General features: G+C 71.0%; 16 protein-coding genes. 5 read left to right on the top strand and 11 right to left on the bottom strand.

Going from position 1 to position 18,020, the window contains the following annotated elements:
- Positions 1–197 precede the first annotated feature (197 nt).
- Positions 198–1,148, bottom strand: coding sequence for a helix-turn-helix domain-containing protein (locus tag KO717_RS15950; protein WP_301368098.1), 951 nt, complete (start codon positions 1,146–1,148; stop codon positions 198–200).
- Positions 1,149–1,246: 98 nt separating this feature from the next.
- Here KO717_RS15950 and KO717_RS15945 point away from each other — a divergent pair, with 98 nt between their 5' ends.
- The 3 genes from KO717_RS15945 to KO717_RS15935 all read left to right on the top strand — a co-directional run bounded on the left by KO717_RS15945 (position 1,247) and on the right by KO717_RS15935 (position 4,868).
- Positions 1,247–2,308 (top strand): saccharopine dehydrogenase NADP-binding domain-containing protein, encoded by a 1,062-nt coding sequence (locus tag KO717_RS15945; protein ID WP_301368097.1) that lies wholly within the window; start codon positions 1,247–1,249, stop codon positions 2,306–2,308.
- Between the two features lie 94 nt (positions 2,309–2,402).
- Positions 2,403–3,404, top strand: coding sequence for a porphobilinogen synthase (gene hemB / locus KO717_RS15940; RefSeq protein WP_030869723.1), 1,002 nt, complete (start codon positions 2,403–2,405; stop codon positions 3,402–3,404).
- A 1,191-nt stretch (positions 3,405–4,595) separates the two neighbouring features.
- Positions 4,596–4,868 (top strand): DUF1876 domain-containing protein, encoded by a 273-nt coding sequence (locus KO717_RS15935; protein WP_109778371.1) that lies wholly within the window; start codon positions 4,596–4,598, stop codon positions 4,866–4,868.
- A gap of 44 nt (positions 4,869–4,912) precedes the next feature.
- Here KO717_RS15935 and KO717_RS15930 read toward each other — a convergent pair whose 3' ends face one another.
- Both KO717_RS15930 and KO717_RS15925 read right to left on the bottom strand, forming a co-directional pair.
- Positions 4,913–5,668, bottom strand: a complete 756-nt coding sequence (locus KO717_RS15930; RefSeq protein WP_301368096.1) for an ABC transporter permease — start codon at positions 5,666–5,668, stop codon at positions 4,913–4,915.
- Positions 5,665–6,600, bottom strand: a complete 936-nt coding sequence (locus KO717_RS15925) for an ABC transporter ATP-binding protein (RefSeq protein WP_301368095.1) — start codon at positions 6,598–6,600, stop codon at positions 5,665–5,667. Before KO717_RS15925 ends, KO717_RS15930 begins: the two co-directional genes overlap by 4 nt.
- A 101-nt stretch (positions 6,601–6,701) precedes the next feature.
- On the opposite strand from KO717_RS15925, the gene KO717_RS15920 reads away from it, so the two are divergent.
- Positions 6,702–7,493: a TetR/AcrR family transcriptional regulator gene (locus KO717_RS15920; protein ID WP_301368094.1), complete on the top strand. Its 792-nt coding sequence runs from the start codon at positions 6,702–6,704 to the stop codon at positions 7,491–7,493.
- A 2-nt stretch (positions 7,494–7,495) separates the two neighbouring features.
- Here the strand turns inward: KO717_RS15920 and KO717_RS15915 are convergent, their stop codons facing one another.
- Genes KO717_RS15915 through KO717_RS15900 form a run of 4 tightly spaced genes read right to left on the bottom strand, consistent with a single transcriptional unit; the run spans position 7,496 to position 10,551 of the window.
- Positions 7,496–8,266: an alpha-ketoglutarate-dependent dioxygenase AlkB gene (locus KO717_RS15915; protein WP_301368093.1), complete on the bottom strand. Its 771-nt coding sequence runs from the start codon at positions 8,264–8,266 to the stop codon at positions 7,496–7,498.
- A complete protein-coding gene (locus KO717_RS15910; RefSeq protein WP_301368092.1) occupies positions 8,250–9,479 on the bottom strand; it encodes a hypothetical protein in 1,230 nt (409 codons plus the stop codon). The genes KO717_RS15915 and KO717_RS15910 overlap by 17 nt, the downstream gene beginning before the upstream one ends.
- 5 nt (positions 9,480–9,484) lie before the next feature.
- Complete coding sequence (locus KO717_RS15905; RefSeq protein WP_301368091.1) at positions 9,485–9,730, bottom strand: DUF397 domain-containing protein; 246 nt, start codon at positions 9,728–9,730, stop codon at positions 9,485–9,487.
- Positions 9,727–10,551, bottom strand: a complete 825-nt coding sequence (locus tag KO717_RS15900; RefSeq protein ID WP_437184516.1) for a helix-turn-helix domain-containing protein — start codon at positions 10,549–10,551, stop codon at positions 9,727–9,729. The genes KO717_RS15905 and KO717_RS15900 overlap by 4 nt, the downstream gene beginning before the upstream one ends.
- 113 nt (positions 10,552–10,664) lie before the next feature.
- Between KO717_RS15900 and KO717_RS15895 the strand changes: the two genes are divergently transcribed.
- Complete coding sequence (locus tag KO717_RS15895) at positions 10,665–11,183, top strand: ATP-binding protein (protein ID WP_367401528.1); 519 nt, start codon at positions 10,665–10,667, stop codon at positions 11,181–11,183.
- Here KO717_RS15895 and KO717_RS15890 read toward each other — a convergent pair.
- The 4 genes from KO717_RS15890 to argS form a co-directional block, all read right to left on the bottom strand.
- Positions 11,164–11,961 carry a VOC family protein gene (locus tag KO717_RS15890; RefSeq protein WP_301374552.1) on the bottom strand — a complete coding sequence of 266 codons (798 nt, stop codon included), beginning with the start codon at positions 11,959–11,961 and terminating at the stop codon, positions 11,164–11,166. The genes KO717_RS15895 and KO717_RS15890 overlap by 20 nt on opposite strands.
- Positions 11,962–12,111: 150 nt before the next feature.
- Positions 12,112–14,265 (bottom strand): hypothetical protein, encoded by a 2,154-nt coding sequence (locus tag KO717_RS15885; RefSeq protein WP_301368089.1) that lies wholly within the window; start codon positions 14,263–14,265, stop codon positions 12,112–12,114.
- Between the two features lie 215 nt (positions 14,266–14,480).
- Positions 14,481–15,968 (bottom strand): hypothetical protein, encoded by a 1,488-nt coding sequence (locus KO717_RS15880; protein WP_301368088.1) that lies wholly within the window; start codon positions 15,966–15,968, stop codon positions 14,481–14,483.
- 147 nt (positions 15,969–16,115) lie between these two features.
- Positions 16,116–17,876 carry an arginine--tRNA ligase gene (argS, locus tag KO717_RS15875; protein ID WP_301368087.1) on the bottom strand — a complete coding sequence of 587 codons (1,761 nt, stop codon included), beginning with the start codon at positions 17,874–17,876 and terminating at the stop codon, positions 16,116–16,118.
- Between the last annotated feature and the right edge of the window lie 144 nt (positions 17,877–18,020).

Raw genomic sequence — 18,020 nt, 5'->3', positions numbered from 1 at the left:
ACTCCGGCCGACGGAACGGGTGAGGGGCCCGGGTACGGATGAAAATCCGCGCCCGGGCCCCTTCGTCTTCGTCGCCGCGGTCCCGGTAGCGCCTGCGCCACGTACGACCGGGCGGAGGGGGACCGCTCCCGCCGCGAGCTCGACCCGCCCGACCACGACCGGCGGGCCCGCAGGCCCGCAGGCCAGGACCTGGGCCGTCAGGTGGGGTTCGTACTGCGGAAGGCGCGGCGGTAGGTGTCGGGAGGGACCCCGACGACCCGCTTGAACTGGCGGCGCAGCGTCGTCGCCGTACCCATGCCGGTGGCGACGGCGACCGCCTCGATCGTCTCGTCGGTGGCCTCCAGCAACTCCTGGGCGCGGCGTACGCGCTGGGTCAGCAGCCACTGCAGCGGGGTCTGGCCGGTGACCGCCCGGAACTGCCGGCCCAGGTGGCGCGGGCTCGTACTGGCCCTGCGCGCCATGTCGGTGACGGTCAGCGGCCGGTCCAGCCGTTGCTGGGCCCACGCCAGCAGCCCGGCGAGCTGGTGGTCGCCGCCCGTGACCTGCACCGGGGTGGCCACGAACTGCGCCTGGCCGCCGGGCCGGTGCGGCGCCATGACCAGACGGCGGGCGATGGAGTTGGCGACGGCGGTGCCGTGGTCGAGGTGGATCAGGTGCAGGCACAGGTCCACGGCGGCGGCCTTGCCCGCGGCCGTGAGCACGCTTCCGTTGTCCGTGTAGAGCACGTCCGGGTCGACCTCGGCCAGCGGATGGCGTGCGCTCAACTCCGCGGCGTGCGCCCAGTGGGTGGTGGCCCGCCGCCCGTCCAGCAGGCCCGCGGCACCGAGCACGAAGGCCCCCGTGCACAGGGAGGCGACCCGGGCACCCGCCGCGTGGGCCGCGCGCACGGCGTCGACCAGCTCGGGCGGCGGCGGCTCGTCCACGTCGGCGCAGGCGGGCACGATCACGGTGTCGGCCCGGACCAGCCGCTCCAGGCCGTGGTCGGGCTCGACGGTGAACGGGCCGACGCGCACCGGACCGGGGCCGCAGAGCAGTACGTCGTACCAGCCGTGCGGGGCGTCGGGCGGGGGATTGCCGAAGATCTCGTAAGCCACCGCCAGCTCGAAGTGCAGCAGATGACCGGCGGCCGCCAGGGCGACAGTGGGCATGTCCGAAAGTGTACGGGTGATGTCGTTCCGGACCATCACATCCGGGCACGGCCCGCCCCGAGACTGGATTCACCAGGACGGCGAGGACGGGGAGAGCGATGAGCACGGTGGGCAGCACGGACCGCGGGGCGGGTACGGCCGGCGCGGTGGTGGTCTACGGGGCGACCGGACACACCGGCCGTTTCATCGTCGCCGAGCTGCGCAGGCGCGGCATCGCCACCGTCGTCTCCGGCCGCGACGAAGCCCGGTTGGAGGCGCTGGCGGCCGAGGGCACGGACGTACTCGTCCGCCCGGCCGCCGTGGACGACCCGGCCTCCCTGGACCGGGCCCTCGCCGGAGCGGCGGCCGTCATCAACGCCGCCGGACCGTTCGCGGTGACGGGCGGCCCGGTCGTCGAGGCCGCCCTGCGCGCGGGGATCCCCTACGTCGACGTCGCGGCGGAGATCGAGGCGAACGCGGCGATGTTCGCCGACCACGCGGAAGCGGCCCGCAAGGCGGAGGTGCCCGTGGTGCCGGCCATGGCCTTCTACGGGGGCCTGGGCGACCTGCTGGTCGGTGCGGCCATGGGTGGGCGGACCGCGGCGGACGAGGTGCACATCGCGTACGGGCTGAGCAGCTGGCAGCCCACGGCGGGTACCAGGACGGCCGGCGCGGTCTCCCACGAGCGCCGCGGGGGCCGCCGGGTGAGGTTCACGGACGGCGCCCTGCAGTACCACGACGACCAACTGCCGGAGCAGGACTGGGTCTTCCCCGAGCCGCTCGGCCGACGATCGGTGATCGCGGAGTTCACCATGGCCGACGTCGTCACCGTGCCCAGCCACGTGGCCGTGCCCGAGGTGCGTACGTACATGGCCGTGGAGGCCGCCCGGGACCTGGCCGGCGCGGACACGCCGGCGCCGGAGGCGGTCGACGACCTCGGACGGTCCGACCAGACCTTCGTCGTCGACGTCCTGGTCCGCGCGGGCGGCGTCGAACGCCGCGCCACCGCACACGGCCAGGACATCTACGCGGTCACCGCGCCCCTGGCGGTGGAGGCCGTCGAGCGCATCCTGTCCGGGCGCACCCGGACGACGGGCGTGGCCTCGGCCGCGGCGATGTTCGACGCGCCGGACTTCCTGCGGGCGCTGGCCCCGTACCTGTCGGTGGACGTCTCGAACTGACCGGCTGCCGGCCGCACGGGTGGAGCCCGGGAGCGGGGGGCCCGGGCTCTACCCTTGTGCGGACTGCTGTCGATGCTCGAAGAGGCGACTGAAGATGAGCGCGTACGGATCCTTCCCCGGTTCGCGGCCCCGCCGGCTGCGCACCACCCCTGCGATGCGGCGGATGGTCGCGGAGAACCGGCTGCACCCCTCGGACCTGATCCTCCCGGCCTTCGTCCGGGAGGGCATCAGCGAGCCCCTGGCGATCTCCGCGATGCCGGGCGTCGTGCAGCACACCCGGGACACGCTGCGGAAGGCCGCCGTCGAGGCGGTCGAGGCGGGGGTCGCCGGGATCATGCTGTTCGGTGTCCCGGCCGACGAGAACAAGGACGCGCTGGGCACGGCGGGCACCGAGCCGGACGGGATCCTGCAGGTCGCGATCCGCGACGTGAAGGCGGAGGTCGGTGACGACCTCGTCATCATGTCCGACCTGTGCCTGGACGAGTACACCGACCACGGCCACTGCGGTGTGCTGGACGAGCACGGGCGCGTCGACAACGACGCGACGCTGGAGCGCTACGCCGAGATGGCGCAGGTCCAGGCGGACGCGGGCGTCCACGTGGTCGGGCCGAGCGGGATGATGGACGGGCAGGTCGGCGTCATCCGTGACGCGCTGGACGAGACCGGGCACGAGGACGTCTCGATCCTCGCCTACACGGCGAAGTACACGTCCGCCTTCTACGGTCCCTTCCGCGAGGCCGTCGCCTCGTCGCTGCAGGGCGACCGCAAGACGTACCAGCAGGACCCGGCGAACGCCCGGGAGTCCCTGCGGGAGCTCGCCCTCGATCTGGAGGAGGGCGCGGACATGGTGATGGTCAAGCCGGCCGGTCCCTACCTCGACATCCTGTACCGGGTCGCGCAGGCGGTGGACGTTCCGGTGGCGGCGTACCAGATCAGCGGCGAGTTCGCGATGATCGAGGCGGCGGCGGAGAAGGGCTGGATCGAGCGCGACCGCGCCATCCTGGAGACCCTGCTCGGCATCAAGCGGGCGGGTGCCGACACGATCCTCACGTACTGGGCGACCGAGGTTGCGGGCTGGCTGCGCGAGACGCGCTGAGGGGGGCGGGGGCGGGGCGGGGGCTCGGGGGCTTCGGGGGCGGGAGCTCCTCGGGCGGCATCAGAGTGGCGTATGGGGGTTTCCCGTCAGTCTCATCGTCTCTCCGGTTCGGGCCGGTCCCTCAAGGGCGCTCCTTCGTCGCGTCGCTTCGCGATGGCCTCCGGCCACCCTTGACCGACCGTCCCGCCCCGGACATACGAAGACAGCCGGGAAACCCCCAAAGGAACGGGCCGGGGGATCCTTTCCAGGGACGGGCACATCAGAGACCCTCGGGTGGGTCGGGCGCGAAGAGCCACGCCCGAGAGACGGGGCCCATAGGACCGGCCTGCCGTGTCGGGGGAAGCGCACCCCATCGCTACGCGCTCCTGACGTCTCAGCGTCCGACGACCGTCTGGGGCGGGACATAGGCCGCCCATGACCCGTAGGTGCTGCTCGTGGGGGGCGTCTGACGGCCGGCTGGGGTGAAAGAGGCTGGGACTGCGGCTATGTCGTCGTGGGTGCGGGTCAGTGCGGGTGGGTGGTCAGAAGGGCCGACAGTTTGCCCCAATTGCCCCCATCTATCCGTGGGCTTGGGGGGTGATGCGCGCGTTGACCCGTCTCCACGACGGAATAGTCGAGGTGGGGCCCCTGGCGGCCGTCGGTCGCGGTCGTGGAGAAGCGGGTAGCGATCTGGGGCGGCCTGTGGCCGACCACAGGCGGTCGTCGGACGCATAGCGAGCTCGGGACTAAGGCCGTGGGCGGCCTATGTCCAGCCCCAGACGGTCTGGCGACGCTGAGAGATGAGAAGCGCGTAGCGATTGGATGCGCTTCCCCCGACGCGGGTGCTGGTCTGTGATGGGCCCCGTCTCTCGGACATGGCTCTTCACGCCCTCCTGCCCGAGGGTCTTTGATGTGCCCGTCCTCATCCTTGAACACCCGGCCCGTTCCTTTGGGGGTTTCCCGGCTGTCTTCGTATGTCCGGGGCGGGACGGTCGGTCAAGGGTGGCCGAAGGCCATCGCGAAGCGACGCGACGAAGGAGCGCCCTTGAGGGACTGGCCCGAACCGGAGAGACGATGAGACTGACGGGAAACCCCCATACGCATCCCTGATGCCGCCCGAGCGGCTCCCGCCCTCCCGAAAGCCCCCGCTCGCGCTCCTCTCCCCCCAGGCGCACCCTGGAGGGAAGGGTGACCCCCTGGAGGTGATGCACCATGGCCACGCTCGTCGGGTGGCATGTGGAGCTCGAATTCACCGAGGAGGGCCACCGCACCAGTGCGGCGGCCCTGGTAAGGCTCGGGGACGGCTCCGAGATCAAGGCGCGGGGCTATGCCTTGCGTCATCCCTCCGACCCGGAGCAGCTGAGGGTCGGGGAAGAGATCGCGGGCGCTCGTGCGCTCATGGATCTCGCGTCGCAGATGTTGCAGAAGGCCCACGCCGAGATCGATGAGGCCACGGGCCGCCATTCCTACCCGCTCAACCGCTGAGCGGCAGGCTCACAGGCCCGCTGAGGGGCTCCGACCGGAGCCCGTCAGCGGGTTCTGCCGCGGAAGAGGACCGCTGCCAGGGTCATGGCCACGGCCGTGATGCCGGCGCACCAGGTGAGGGCAACCCAGGGGGCGTGTCCTGCGGGCTGCGCCAGGAGCAGTGCGCGCAGGGATTCGATCACCGGGGTCAGCGGCTGGTGGTCGGCGAAGCCGTGGAGCCAGCTGGGCATGGTGTCGATGGGGACGAAGGCGCTGGACGGGTACGGCAGGAACATCATCAGGAAGGTGAAGCCGCCCGCCGCCTCCGGCGTCCTGGCGAGCAGCCCGAGCGCGGCGGCCAGCCACGAGATCGCCGTGATGTACGTCAGCAGCAGGCCGGCCGCGGCGAGGAAGGCGGCCGGACCCGCTTGCGGGCGGAAGCCGATCGCAAGGGCGACGGCGAGGACCAGGGTCGTGGAGATCAGGTTGCGCACCACCGAGGCCGCGACGTGTCCGGCGAGGATCGGGATGCCGCCGACATCGAGGGAGCGGAAGCGGTCGATGACGCCGTTCGTCATGTCCTCGGTGACGCTGACGGCGGTGGAGGCCGCCCCGAAGCCCGCGCAGAGCAGCATGGCGCCGGGCACCACGTACGTCACGTACGCCGTGCCGGTGTCGATGGCCCCGCCGAAGAAGTAGACGAAGATCAGCATCAGCATGACGGGCAGCATCAGGGCGGCGATCAGCGCGTCGGGCCGGCGGCTGCTGATGCGCAGGCTGCGGCCGGCCAGGGCGAAGGCGCGCACGGGCGTGGCGGTCATCGGGCGGCTCCCGTCAGGGCGAGAAAGACGTCGTCGAGGGTGGCGCTGCGCAGGGCGAAGCGGTCGATGTCGGTGCGGTGCGGGTCGAGTTCGTCGAGCAGGGTCCGTACGTGGGCGGCGGTGCCGTCGGTGGGCAGTCCGAGGGTGAGCTCGTCGGGGGCGAGGTGGACGGCGCGCGGGGCGAGGGCCTCGTAGGCGGCGGCGGTGGTGAGGGTCAGGTCGAGCCGGTGGCCCGCGACCCGGGCCTTCAGCTCGGCCGGGGTGCCCTCGGCGGCGATGCGACCGTCGGCGAGGACGGCGACGCGGTCGGCGAGCCGGTCGGCCTCCTCCAGGTACTGGGTGGTGAGCAGCACGGTGGTGCCGTCGGCGCGCAGTTCTCGTACGAGTTCCCAGAGGTCCTGGCGGCTGCGCGGGTCGAGGCCGTTGGTCGGCTCGTCCAGGAAGATCACCTCCGGGCGGGAGACGAGGCTGGCGGCGAGGTCGAGGCGGCGGCGCATGCCGCCGGAGTACGTCTTCGCGGTGCGGCCGGCCGCTTCGGTGAGGCCGAACCGGTCGAGGAGCTCGTCGGCACGGGTTCGGGCGGCGCGCGGGCGGAGTCCGGCGAGGCGGCCCATCATGCGGAGGGTCTCGGTGCCGGTCAGGAGTTCGTCGACGGCGGCGAACTGGCCGGTGAGGGCTATGAGTTCACGAACCCGGGAGCGTGCGGTGGCCGTGTCGTGCCCGGCGATGCGGACGGTGCCGGAGTCGGCGGCGGTGAGGGTGGCGAGGATCCGGACGGTGGTGGTCTTGCCGGCACCGTTGGGGCCGAGGAGGGCGAGGACGCTGCCGCGCGGGACGGCGAGGTCGATGCCGTCGAGGACGCGGAGGTCTCCGTAGGACTTGGTCAGGCCGGTGGCGTGGATGCCGAGGTCGCCGGAGGCGTGCGTGGTCATGGGGGGTGGTGCTCCCTTCCCAGCTTCTGCGTATGCCTTACGCTCTTCTGTGTAAGTAATACACAGAACTAGGATGGGGGTCAATCGAGGAGTGGGCGGTCATGGCGGACGAGGACGACGAGGACAGCGGCACCGGGCTCCCGGCCAGCCTGGAAATGGCCTGGGGCCTGCGCGAACGCCCCGGCAAGGGGCCGCGCCCCACGCTCACGCTGCCGAAGATCGTGGAAGCGGCCGTGGCGCTGGCCGCGAGTGAGGGCATGGACGCCGTCTCCATGGGCCGGGTGGCCAAGGAGCTGGGCGTCTCGACGATGTCCCTCTACCGGTACGTCGCCGCCAAGGAGGAGCTCTACGTCCTCATGTCGGACGCGGGGGTCGGCTCCCCGCCGCCGCTGCCGCCGGAGGCGGAGGGGTGGGGCTGGCGCGAGCTGCTGACGAACTGGGCGTACGCGCAGCGGGCCGTCCTGATGGCCAACTCCTGGATCCTGCGCATCCCGATCACCGCCGCGCCCGTCTCCCCGAACCAGCTGGCCTGGATGGACCGGGGCCTCGGAGCCATGGCCGGCACGGGTTTGACGGAGAGCGAGAAGCTCTCGACGATCATCCTGATCGGGGGCCTGGTACGGAACGAGGCCACGATGGCCGCCGACATGATCGACGCCATCGTGAAGTCCGGGGTCGCCCCGGAACAGGCGCTCGGCCAGTACGTCCGCACGCTGCGGCTCATGACCGGACCGGACAGCCACCCCGCGGTGACGAGGCTGCTGGACTCGGACGCGTTCAGCGGCTCCGGCGAGCCGGACTTCCAGTTCCGCTTCGGCCTGGACCGCATCCTGGACGGCCTGGCGGCGCTGGTGGCGGGGCGGCCGGGGGCGGCTTCGGCGAGCAGCCCCTGAGGTCAGACGGGCGGCAGCAGATCGCTCTCGCTGACGGTGTACGTCAACGGGGGGTAGGTGAAGTCCGTTTCATCGTTCTCGCGGCGCCGTAGTCGGTAGAACTCGCGCCTCTGCTCGTCGTCGGCCGATGTGAGGCGCGCGCCCTGCGGGAGGTACGCCTGTCCGTCGCGAAACCGAACGAAGGTCTTCGACGTCCGGAACGTCACGCCCAGCCATTGGTTGTCCGCCGTCGGGACGGGCGTGTCCAGCACGATCTTGTGCTTGAACCGCCGATTCGAGTCGACAGAGAACGCGACGACGCCGTTGTGGGTGAGAGGGATCTCGAACGTGTCGACATCAGACCCCTTTGCTTCGAATATCAGCTTCCGTGGCGGGCCGGCTTCGGGATTCCGGTAGCAGGAGAAGACGGCGATGAACGACTCGTCGGCCAGATCCAGGGCTTGGTCGGAATGGCTCCCCATGGTCCTGTAGGCATTCGTGTAGCTCTCGATGAGAGCATTGTTGAAGCCGACCGGGATCGCCGCATGTTCTTGAATCTGTTGCGCCAGCCGTTCGTGCACCGCGCGGAAACGCTGCGGCGGACTGCTGTATTGAGTGGTGGTGCGTACGAGAGGCACACCCTCCGCCGCGTCGACCCTGGTGAGCACGGCACCTTGCCGGCCCTTTCCCGCGACTTCCAGACGAGCCGACGCGGACAGCTCCGCAAAGAGATCCGGCCCGGCCGGCAACGACTGCGAGATGATCTCACCCGAGATCCTAGATCCGGGGGGCAACGTAGTCTCCTGTGTTCATGCTGAAGAGGAATTCGTCGCCGTAGTCGATGAAGGACGAGGTCCTGTTCTCCTCGGCGTACAGTCTGCGCAGCTCGTCCATGCCCTCCGGTGTGGGTGGCCCCAGCTCCACCAGATCCCCGGCCGCTTTGAGGAACGTGTGGCCGTTCCTGTGAACGGCTTCGGCGCTCGAACAGCGCACCACGTATCCCAGGCGGGTCGGGAGCACCTCGGCGCCCAACGCCGAGGGCACGATTTCGTGCGTATACAGACGGTTGGTGGACAGCGGCATGAAGAACACGGAGCCGGGATAGAGCGTCAGGGCGAACTGCGGGGGGAGCGCCGCCTCGTCGCGTTCCCCGATCGGCTCCTTGAGGCGAAAGCGGAGTCTGGTGAGCCCGCTGGCACGCTTCACACCGTAGTCGAAGGGGTCTTCGGCCAGGGGCTGCAGCTTTTCGAGCCCGTCATAGAAGGTGCAGAAGGCCATGACGCCATTGGCGGGCATGTCCTTGGTCTTGTCGGCATGGGCCGAAATCCTGGCCTTGGACTGCTTGCGCTCCGCCGTAGCGAGGGTGTTGTGGTAGATCTGCGCGAGGACATGATTCAGCGGTGCCTGGTCCCGGAAGACGGTGGCGGCCTCGCGATTCAGAGCCTCGACGATGCGGGTGTCGGTCGTGCGAAAGCCCTCGGTCGGCCCCGAGAGATTCGTGGAGCACCGGAGCAGGCGGAAATGCAGTGCGTCACCGTCCTGCTCGACGGGCGTCAGATAGATTCCGCTGCGATGGGCTGTTCCAGGCTTGGTGGACTCCGTCAGGGACTGGAAGGCGTGCTCCGCGCGGATCCGTCCGAAGTGATCGGCGTCGAGGTCGAAGAAGCGGCGGTAGTACACGCCGGCGCCGTGTACCCGGAGGGGAACGCGGCCGACACCGACGAGGGTCCAGGGCGTGTCGACGTCCTCGCGAAAACCGCGCGACAGCTCCCGGACGACGAACACCCGCTCCGCCGAATCCAGTTGGCCGCCGCTGATCCCGGCTACGTCGCCACACAGGTAGACGGTCTTCTGCGCCAGGTCGGTCGCACCGGAAGCGAGGTCCTCCGGGGTGATCACGGACCCGAAGAAGTCCCTGATCAGGTCGCTGTCCTGCAGCGTCGACGGCGCGACGAGTATGTTGCCCGCATCATCGATGCGGGCTTGCGCCAGCTCGGTCGGGTACATGTGGGCTATCGAGCAAGCCAGGCGGTCAGCGCCGCCCAGCTCGTCGGCGCGAGGTCCAGGACGGGGCCGTCCTGGACCTTCGAGTCCCGGACGTGGATCTGGGTTGCGGAGGCGGCCACCTCGACGCACTGGCCGCCTTCGCTGCCGCTGTACGAGGACTTGTGCCAGGCCACGGCAACTTCCAGGCAGGCGCCGCCTTCATCGCCGCTGTAGCTGGACTTGAACCACTTGAGTGCAGTCGTGGCGCTCATGTCTCTCCTAGCAGGCGGCCCAACAGGCCCCGCGTCTGCTCGGTGTTGAGGGCCTGAGTCCGCAGCATCGCATACTTGCGCGCCAGGATGCTGACCTCATCGGGGTGCGAGATGAGCTGGCTGCCACGCTGGGTTTCGGTGTACCCGAGGTGTTGATGGTTCGGGGTTTCCAGAAGGATGAACGGGCCGTTGAGGCCCGCGTGGGAGGTACGTCCCAGAGGCATCACCTGGAGGCTTACGTCCGGCAGGTCGGCGCAGATGCGCAGGTGGTGCAGCTGCTCCGTGTACACCTCGTCCCCGCCGAGCCGGTCACGGAGTACCGCCTCCCAGATGACGAAGCTCAGGGTCGGCGGCGTGCTGCGGCGCAGAATTTCCTGGCGCGCGATGCGGCGGGCGGTCAGCGCCTCGATCTCCTCCTCAGGGTGGGCCGGGACGCGGCACTTGAAGACGGCCCGCGCGTAGTTCTCCGTCTGGAGCAGGCCTGGCACCACCTGATTGTCGAACCAGGAAAGCGCGATCGCACTGGCTTCATGGTCCATGTACTCCTCGGCCCATGGCGGAGTCGCGTCGATGGTCGGCATCCCGTGAGCCGCCACCGTCAGCAGCCCCGGCAGGCCCAGGTGCAAGTCCATCAGCTCGGCGACGTTCGGCATCAGAGCCCGCCGGCCTTGCTCGATCGACGCGATGGTCTCCGCGTCCAGCCGGACCAGCTCGCCCAGCTGCTTCTGGGTCAGGTTCTTGGCGATGCGGGCTGCGGCCACCATCGCGCCGACCATCTTCATGGTCGTCGCGTTCGGCCGTACTCGTTTCCTCGGTGGCATGACTGCGAACTCCCCACCCGTGCAAGCGGAATACCCGGTGCGGACCCGTACTCATGAAGGAGTACGGGTCCGCGCTCAGCCACACGCTAGTCACGCAACGCGACGATCGTCCCGTGAATCCAACTATCCAGGCGGCGCTCATGCGCGAGCGTCTCTACCTGCGCTCACCCCGAACCGTCGCAGCTGCGCGCCAGTTCACACGTGACACCTTGCGGGCGTGGGTGGTGACCGAGCGCCACGACGAAATGTTGCTCTGCGTGAGCGAGCTGGCCACCAACGCCCTGCGGTACGGCGTCCCGCCCGGCCGTGGCTACCTGCTGCGGCTGTTCGGCTTCGAGGACGCGACCGTCCGCATCGAGGTGCACGACGGCGGGCCCGGACTGGCACGGATCGGCGACCGGCCGCACGGTCGGGGCCTCACCCTCGTTGCCGCCCTCGCCGACGAATGGGGGGCGCTTCCCCGGACGCCGGGGAAGGTCGTCTGGTGCGAGTTCCACCGCGCGGCGAAGCGGGCCGCCGCCCAGGCGGCCGCGACCGCGCCGGTCCACGCCGCTCACAGGTGTGGGGAAGGAGGCGGCCCACAGGAGGAACATTCCTGTGGGCCGGACCACATCAGGCGGGCTGCTCCGTGACCGTCGACGTGATCACCGCGAAGGGTCCGCCCTGCGGGTCGGCCAGGACGGCCATGCGGCCCGCCACCATGTCGAAGGCGGGGGCGAGGACGGTGGCCCCGGCCCGTACGGCGGCGGCCTGGATGTCGTCGACGCTGTCGACCTGGAAGTACGGCAGCCAGTTCGGCGGGGTGCCGGGCGGCGACTGGTCCAGGTTCATCATTCCGCCCACCACCCGCCCGGAGGCCTTGAACTCCGTGTACCCCTCGGCGCCGGGCATGTGGGAGGCGGCCGTGGTGATCGGCAGGATGGCGGAGTAGAACGCGGCGGCGGCGGGGACGTCGCTGGTGCTCAGCTCGTTCCAGATGAGTGCGCCGTGCTCGTTGACGATGCCGGCGCCGTCGAAGGAGCCCGGCTGCCACAGGCCGAACACGGCACCGGTCGGGTCGGCGACGACGGCCATCCGCCCGAGGTCCATGACGTCCATCGGGCCCATCATGACGGTGCCGTGGGCGTCGGTGGCGGTCTTGAGGGTGGAGTCGATGGCATCGGTGGACAGGTACGTGGTCCACACGGTCGGCGGCATCGGGTCCGGGACGGTGCCGTCCGGGTTCATCGCCTTCATGATGCCGGCGACCGGACGGCCCTTGAGGGTGCAGACGGAGTAGCCGCCCTGCTCGGCCGGGCCGATCTCGCCCTGCCAGCCGAACAGGTCGCAGTAGAAGTCGAGGGCGGCCTGCTGGTCGGGGACCATCAGGTCGATCCAGCAGGGAGTGCCGGGCTTGTACGGGCCGTTCATGTCGGGCACGGAGGCCTCCGGTGGTGGGTGGGGGAAGGACGGGCCGTCCCCTACCCGGCCCGTACGGCCCGAATCGGGCCGTACGGGTGAACCGGGCGGGGCGTCAGTCGGTGCGGTGGTGGCGGCGGCGGTGGCGGCCGGTGCCGGCGATCAGGGCGGCGCCCAGGGCCAAGGCTGTGCCGGCCCCGCCCAGGGCCCAGCTGGTGGCCGGGTCGACGCCGGTGGCGGCGAGCGCGGTGGCGCTCCCGCCGGTGCCGCTGCCGCCGTTCGGCTGCGGCACGTTGACCCCGGGTGCACCACCCGGGGTGCCCCCTCCGGGAGTCTCCCCGCCCGGGGTTTCGCTGCCGGGCGTCTCCCCTGCGGGGGTGCCGCCCGGGGCTCCGCTGCCCGGGGTCTCCGCGCCGGGGGCGCCGCCTCCGGGAGTGCCTCCGCCCGGGGCCTCTCCGCCTGGGGCGCCCCCGCCGGGAGTGCCGGCTCCCGGGGTCCCTCCGCCGGGGGTTCCGCTGCCCGGGGTCTCCGAGCCTGGGGTGCCTCCGCCAGGCGTGCCTTCCCCGGGGGTTTCCCCGCCCGGGGTACCGCCGCCGGGGGTTTCGCCTCCCGGGGTGCCTCCGCCCGGGGTCTCCCCGCCGGGCGTGCCTCCGCCGGGGGTGCCACCGCCAGGCGTGCCTCCGCCGGGAGTTTCCCCGCCTGGGGTACCGCCTCCCGGGGTCCCCCCGCCGGGGGTTCCGCTGCCCGGGGTACCGCCTCCCGGGGTCCCCCCGCCGGGGGTTCCGCTGCCCGGGGTACCGCCTCCGGGGGTCTCCCCACCCGGGGTGCCTCCGCCCGGGGTCCCCCCACCGGGAGTGCCTCCACCAGGGGTCTCCGAGCCTGGGGTGCCACCGCCAGGCGTGCCTCCGCCGGGAGTTTCCCGCCGGGAGTCTCCCCGTCCGGGGTGGTGGCCGGTGTCAGGAGGGTGGTCAGTTGGCGCTTCGAGCGGGAGGCGGCCCAGGGTGGGGGTGTTTCCGCGTCGACCTGGGACGTGCCCCAGCCGAAGAAGGAGACCGAGCCGGTCGGGGCGTCGGCGGAGAAGCGGACGCGGACCGGGACGTCGAAGGCCGCACCCGCGCCGATCGGGCCGCGCACAAGGCCGCCCGCGAAGAAGTAGCCGTTCTCGTCCGAGGTGATCTCGACGGACTGCCAGGCCGCCGGCTGTCCGTCCGCGGCCGGCCGCAGGACCTCGACCGTGATCTGCGAGACCTGCATGGAGACGAAGTCGGGCCGGGCCAGGACCAGTCCCAGGTCGAAGGCGGCCAGCTCACCCTTCCCCGCGTTGTCCACGCGGACGGAGAGGTTCGTCCAGTCGCCGCCCGCACGTACCGATTCCGGGACCCCGCTCACCGTCAGGGCGGGACCTTCGGTGAACAGCGGGTCCTCGTCGCCACCGGGCGCGCCCGTGATCCTGGTCGCGTACGAGGAGGTGGGGGAGTTGCCGGTGGCCGTCCCGACCCGGCCCGTGCCGTCCGCCGTCAGGTCGAACGGGACGACGGGGGTGTCCGCGGCGAAACTGATCCGGACGTCGATCGTCCGGACCTCGCCGACGGGGACGGCGGCGGCGCTGCCGAGGGCGTAGCCCAGCGTGGGGGCCGCGGTCCGGACGGGCGCGGCGGCCGTCCACGACCCGCCCGCGGTGCGGTACTCGACCTTGATGTGGGCGGGCCCGAACTGCCCGGCGGCCTGCGAGACGCCCAGGACCGGGGTGTAGTCCGCCACGGCGACATGGCCCGAGTTGTCGACGGTCACGGTGAGCGGGGTCCAGCTGCCGTCGGCCTTGAATCCGGCCGCGGGGATGCCCTGGACCGTGACCTCGGGCCCCATCAGGATCCGGTCGGACCCGGTGTCCTGCCCGTCCTCGGCGGCCTCGGGCAGCGCCTGTGCCTGTGCCTGCGGCTGAGGCTGTCCCTGTCCCTGCCCCTGCCCCTGCCCTTGAGGCTGCGCCTCGGACGCGGCCGGGACGGTGGGTGCCGTCGGTGCTTCCGGTGCTTCCGGTGCTTCCGGTGCTTCCGGTGCTTCCGGCGCTTCCGGCGCCGCCGGTGCGGCCACGGCCTGCGCGGCGGGCTGCTGCGGGCCGGTGTCCTCGGCCTCTTCCTGTTCCTTGCCCCCGGCCTGTTCCTGCGGCGCCGCCTCCGCCGGTTCGGCGGTGTCCGCGGGTACCGCGTCCGGCGCGGTCACCGCCGGATGCTCCTCGGCCACCGCCGGTGCGGCCATCAGGAGCGTCTGGCCGGCCATCGCGGCTGCTGCCACGACGGCCATGCGCTTGAACTGCATGCTCTTTACCTCCCCGGGCTCCGGACATCAGACCGGAGCCACCCCAAACCCCTTGGGAGGCGCCAAGGTTAGTGAGACGGGAGAAGCTTGCGGAGGGATACAGGATTGCGAAATATGTACGGTCCCGCGACACGCCGGGCGGGCTACGGGCAGAGCTGGTCCTGCCCGCCCCGTACGGCCCGATGCGGGCCGTACGGGTGAACGCGGGCTGCGCCTCAGGCGGTGGTGCGGCGGCGGCGACCGGTGCCCGCGACCAGGGCGGCGCCCATCGCGAGGGCCACGCCGGCGCCGCCGAGGGCCCAGGTGGTGGCCGGGTCGCTGCCGGTGGCGGCGAGCTCGCCACCGGTGGTGGCGGTGGTGCCGGTGTTACCGGTCGAGCCCGTGTTGCCGGTCGTGTCGGTGATCGGCTTGGCGCCACCGTTCGGCTTCGGCTGGTTGCCGTTCCCGCCCGTGTTCGGGGAGGCGGCGACGATGTTCGTCAGGCGGACCCTGGAACGCGAGTCCGCCCACGGCTCCGGGGAGTCCAGGCCGATGTTGGACGAGCCCCAGGAGAAGACGCTGAGGGCGCCGAGGGGCGCGTCGGCGGCGAAGCGGACCCGGACCTGGACGTCGAAGCTCTGGCCGGCCGCGACCGGGCCGCCCGCGAGATCGACGCCGAAGAAGACGCTCTCCTCCTCGGACCAGACCTCGGCCTCGTGCCAGCCGGCCTTGCCGTTCCTGTCCTTGCTCAGGACCTCGACCTTGATCTGGGAGGGCTTCATCTTGACCCAGTCGGGACGGGCCAGGACCAGCCCGACGTTGAATCCCTTCAGGGCCTGCTTCCCGGCGTTGTCCACGTGGACCGACAGGTTCGTCCAGTCGCCGCCCGCCTTGATGCTCTCCGGTACGCCGTTCACCGTCAGCGCGGGGCCTTCGACGAACGGGTCCTCGGGTCCGCCGACCGCACCGGCGATCCGGGTGCTGTACCAGGTGGAGGGCGAGTGGTCGACGTGGTTCCCGACGCGGCTCTTGCCGTCCGAGACCAGGTCGAAGGGCACCACCGGGCTGTCCGCGGCGAAGGAGATCCGCACGTCGACCGTGTAGGAGGTGTCCTTGGTGACGGACGGGGCCGTCCCGAAGGAGTACTGGAGGCCGGGGCCGAGCTCCTCGCTCTGCACGAGCTTTGCGGCCTGCCAGGCTCCGCCGGCGGTTTTCCACTCGACCTTGATCTGCGAGGGCTTGAACCTGCCGTCCTCCTCGTAGACGGTCACGCTCGGCGTGTAGTTCGGCACGGCGATGTGGCCCGAGTTGTCGACCGTCACCTTCAGCGGGGTCCAGCCGCCGTCGGCCTTGAAACCGTCCTTCGGGATGCCCGCGACCGTGACCTCGGGACCCATGAGGATCCCGTCGGACTCGGCGCCCTGCGTGTCCTCGTCGCTCTTGGCGTCCTTCGCCGCCTTCTCGGCGACGGGCGCCGGCTGCGGCGCGGGCGCCTGGGCGTCCGGGACGGCCGGCGCAGGTGCGGCGACCGGCGCCGGCGCCGGGGCCTGGGCGTCCGGCACGGCCGGGGTCGGCGTACCGGCGTCGGCGGCGTCGTCCTTCGGTGCCACGTCCGGGACGATGACGGCCGGCTGGTCGGCGGCCATCGCGGGCGTCGCGGTCAGGATGGTCGGGCCGGCGACGGCCACCGCGGCCACGGCGGCCATGCGCTTGATGCTCTTCACGGGTGTCCCCCCACTAAGTTTTGAACACGATCAGATTAGTGGGGGTGGCTGGATTGTGGAGGCCGCGGAGATCACGAAATGCGTACGGCCCGGCAGCAGCTGCCGGGGCCGTACACATGTGGCGCGAATTGTGCGGATCGAGCGAGGTCAGAGCTTCTCGGGAGTGCGGATGCCGAGGAGGGCCATGCCCTTCGTCAGCGTGCGGGCCGTCAGGTCACAGAGGAAGAGACGGTTCTCGACCTGCTCCGGGGTGTCGGCCTTGAGGACCGGGCACTCCGCGTAGAACGTCGTGTACAGCGACGCCAGCTGGTAGAGGTACGCCGCGACCTTGTGCGGGGCGTACTCCGATGCCGCCTCGGCGATCAGCTCGCCGAACTGGTCCAGGTGCAGACCCAGTGCCCGCTCGGACGGGGCGAGCACCAGCTCCGCGCGGGCCGCGGGCCGCGCGTCCCCGGACTTGCGGAGGATCGACTGGATACGGGCGTACGCGTACTGGAGGTACACGGAGGTGTCACCGGTCAGCGACACCATCTGGTCGAGGTCGAACTTGTAGTCACGGGCCGCCGACGTCGACAGGTCCGCGTACTTCACCGCGCCGATGCCGACCTGGGCCGCGCGCTCGGCGATCTCTTCCTCGCTCAGCTCCTTGGCCTTCTCGCGCACGACGGTGGCGGCCCGCTCCACCGCCTCGTCGAGCAGGTCCACGAGCCGGACGGTCTCGCCCTCACGGGTCTTGAACGGCTTGCCGTCCTTGCCGAGCACCGTGCCGAAGGCCAGCTGCACGGCCTTGACCTCGTCGTTCAGCCAGCCCGCCCGGCGCGCCGTCTCGAAGACCATCTTGAAGTGCAGGGACTGCCGCGCGTCCACCACGTAGATCAGCGTCGACGCGTCCAGCTCGCCCACCCGGTCGCGGATCGCGGAGAGGTCGGTCGCGGCATAGCCGAAGCCGCCGTCCGACTTCTGCACGATCAGCGGGGTCGGGTTGCCGTCCTGGCCCTTGACGTCGTCGAAGAACACGCACAGCGCGCCGTTGGAGCGGACGGCGACGCCCGAGTCCTCCAGCAGCTTGCAGGTCTCGACCAGCATGTCGTTGTAGCCGGACTCACCGACCACGTCGGGGTCCTGGATGTCCATGTCCAGCTTGTTGAAGACGGAGTAGAAGTAGATCTTCGACTCGTCGACGAACCGCTGCCACAGGGCGAGGGTCTGCGCGTCGCCGGCCTGGAGGTCGACCACCCGCGCCCGGGCCCGCGTCTTGAACTCCTCGTCGGAGTCGAAGAGCACGCGCGAGGCCTTGTAGAGACGGTTCAGGTTGGACATGGCCTCCTCGCCGGACACCTCCTCGTCCGACTTGTGGTCCAGCTCGTGCGGGTGCTCCAGCAGGTACTGGATGAGCATGCCGAACTGGGTGCCCCAGTCGCCGATGTGGTGGCGGCGGATCACCTTCTCGCCCGTGAACTCCAGGATCTCGACCATCGCCGCGCCGATCACGGCGGACCGCAGGTGGCCGACGTGCATCTCCTTGGCGACGTTCGGCTGCGCGTAGTCGATCACCGTGGTGCCCGGGTTCGCCGCGAGCGGCACACCCAGACGGTCGTCGCCGGCCCGCGCGGCCAGGGTCTCGATGATCGCCCGGTCGCTGACGGTGATGTTGAGGAAGCCGGGGCCGGAGACCTCGATCTCCTGGATCAGGTCACCGGTCGGGATGCCCTCGACCACGGTCGCCGCCAGCTCACGCGGGTTGGCCTTGGCCTTCTTCGCGAGCGCCAGGATGCCGTTGGCCTGGAAGTCGGCCCGGTCGCTTCGTCGCAGCAGCGGGTCCGCGCCACCGGCCTCCGGCAGGGCGGAGGCAAGGGCGTCCGCGACGCGCTGATTGACGGAAGAAGCGAGGGAAGGGACCGAGGCCATGAGCTGCCGTTCCTGTGAGGTTGTGCCGGTGGGTGCACTTGGTTGTTCCGACAAGTGCCGAGTATCCCACGAGGGGGCAACCCGTTTCCCGGTGGAAAAGCAACCTCAGAGCGACCCGTTCCGTCTGGGAGAATGGCTGAAGCC

The organism is Streptomyces xanthophaeus (assembly GCF_030440515.1).
In the GTDB taxonomy this organism is placed as follows: Bacteria; Actinomycetota; Actinomycetes; order Streptomycetales; family Streptomycetaceae; genus Streptomyces; species Streptomyces kutzneri.
The sequence above is the reverse complement of the archived record's forward strand: the minus strand, read 5'-3'. Positions and strand labels throughout refer to the sequence as shown.

Excerpts from the sequence above, each read along its gene's own strand:
- KO717_RS15950 (WP_301368098.1), bottom strand. The coding sequence starts at position 1,148 with ATGCCCACTGTCGCCCTGGCGGCCGCCGGTCATCTGCTGCACTTCGAG.
- KO717_RS15945 (WP_301368097.1), top strand. The coding sequence starts at position 1,247 with ATGAGCACGGTGGGCAGCACGGACCGCGGGGCGGGTACGGCCGGCGCG.
- hemB (WP_030869723.1), top strand. The coding sequence starts at position 2,403 with ATGAGCGCGTACGGATCCTTCCCCGGTTCGCGGCCCCGCCGGCTGCGC.
- KO717_RS15935 (WP_109778371.1), top strand. The coding sequence starts at position 4,596 with ATGGCCACGCTCGTCGGGTGGCATGTGGAGCTCGAATTCACCGAGGAG.
- KO717_RS15930 (WP_301368096.1), bottom strand. The coding sequence starts at position 5,668 with ATGACCGCCACGCCCGTGCGCGCCTTCGCCCTGGCCGGCCGCAGCCTG.
- KO717_RS15925 (WP_301368095.1), bottom strand. The coding sequence starts at position 6,600 with ATGACCACGCACGCCTCCGGCGACCTCGGCATCCACGCCACCGGCCTG.
- KO717_RS15920 (WP_301368094.1), top strand. The coding sequence starts at position 6,702 with ATGGCGGACGAGGACGACGAGGACAGCGGCACCGGGCTCCCGGCCAGC.
- KO717_RS15910 (WP_301368092.1), bottom strand. The coding sequence starts at position 9,479 with ATGTACCCGACCGAGCTGGCGCAAGCCCGCATCGATGATGCGGGCAAC.
- KO717_RS15905 (WP_301368091.1), bottom strand. The coding sequence starts at position 9,730 with ATGAGCGCCACGACTGCACTCAAGTGGTTCAAGTCCAGCTACAGCGGC.
- KO717_RS15900 (WP_437184516.1), bottom strand. The coding sequence starts at position 10,551 with ATGCCACCGAGGAAACGAGTACGGCCGAACGCGACGACCATGAAGATG.
- KO717_RS15890 (WP_301374552.1), bottom strand. The coding sequence starts at position 11,961 with ATGAACGGCCCGTACAAGCCCGGCACTCCCTGCTGGATCGACCTGATG.
- KO717_RS15885 (WP_301368089.1), bottom strand. The coding sequence starts at position 14,265 with ATGCAGTTCAAGCGCATGGCCGTCGTGGCAGCAGCCGCGATGGCCGGC.
- argS (WP_301368087.1), bottom strand. The coding sequence starts at position 17,876 with ATGGCCTCGGTCCCTTCCCTCGCTTCTTCCGTCAATCAGCGCGTCGCG.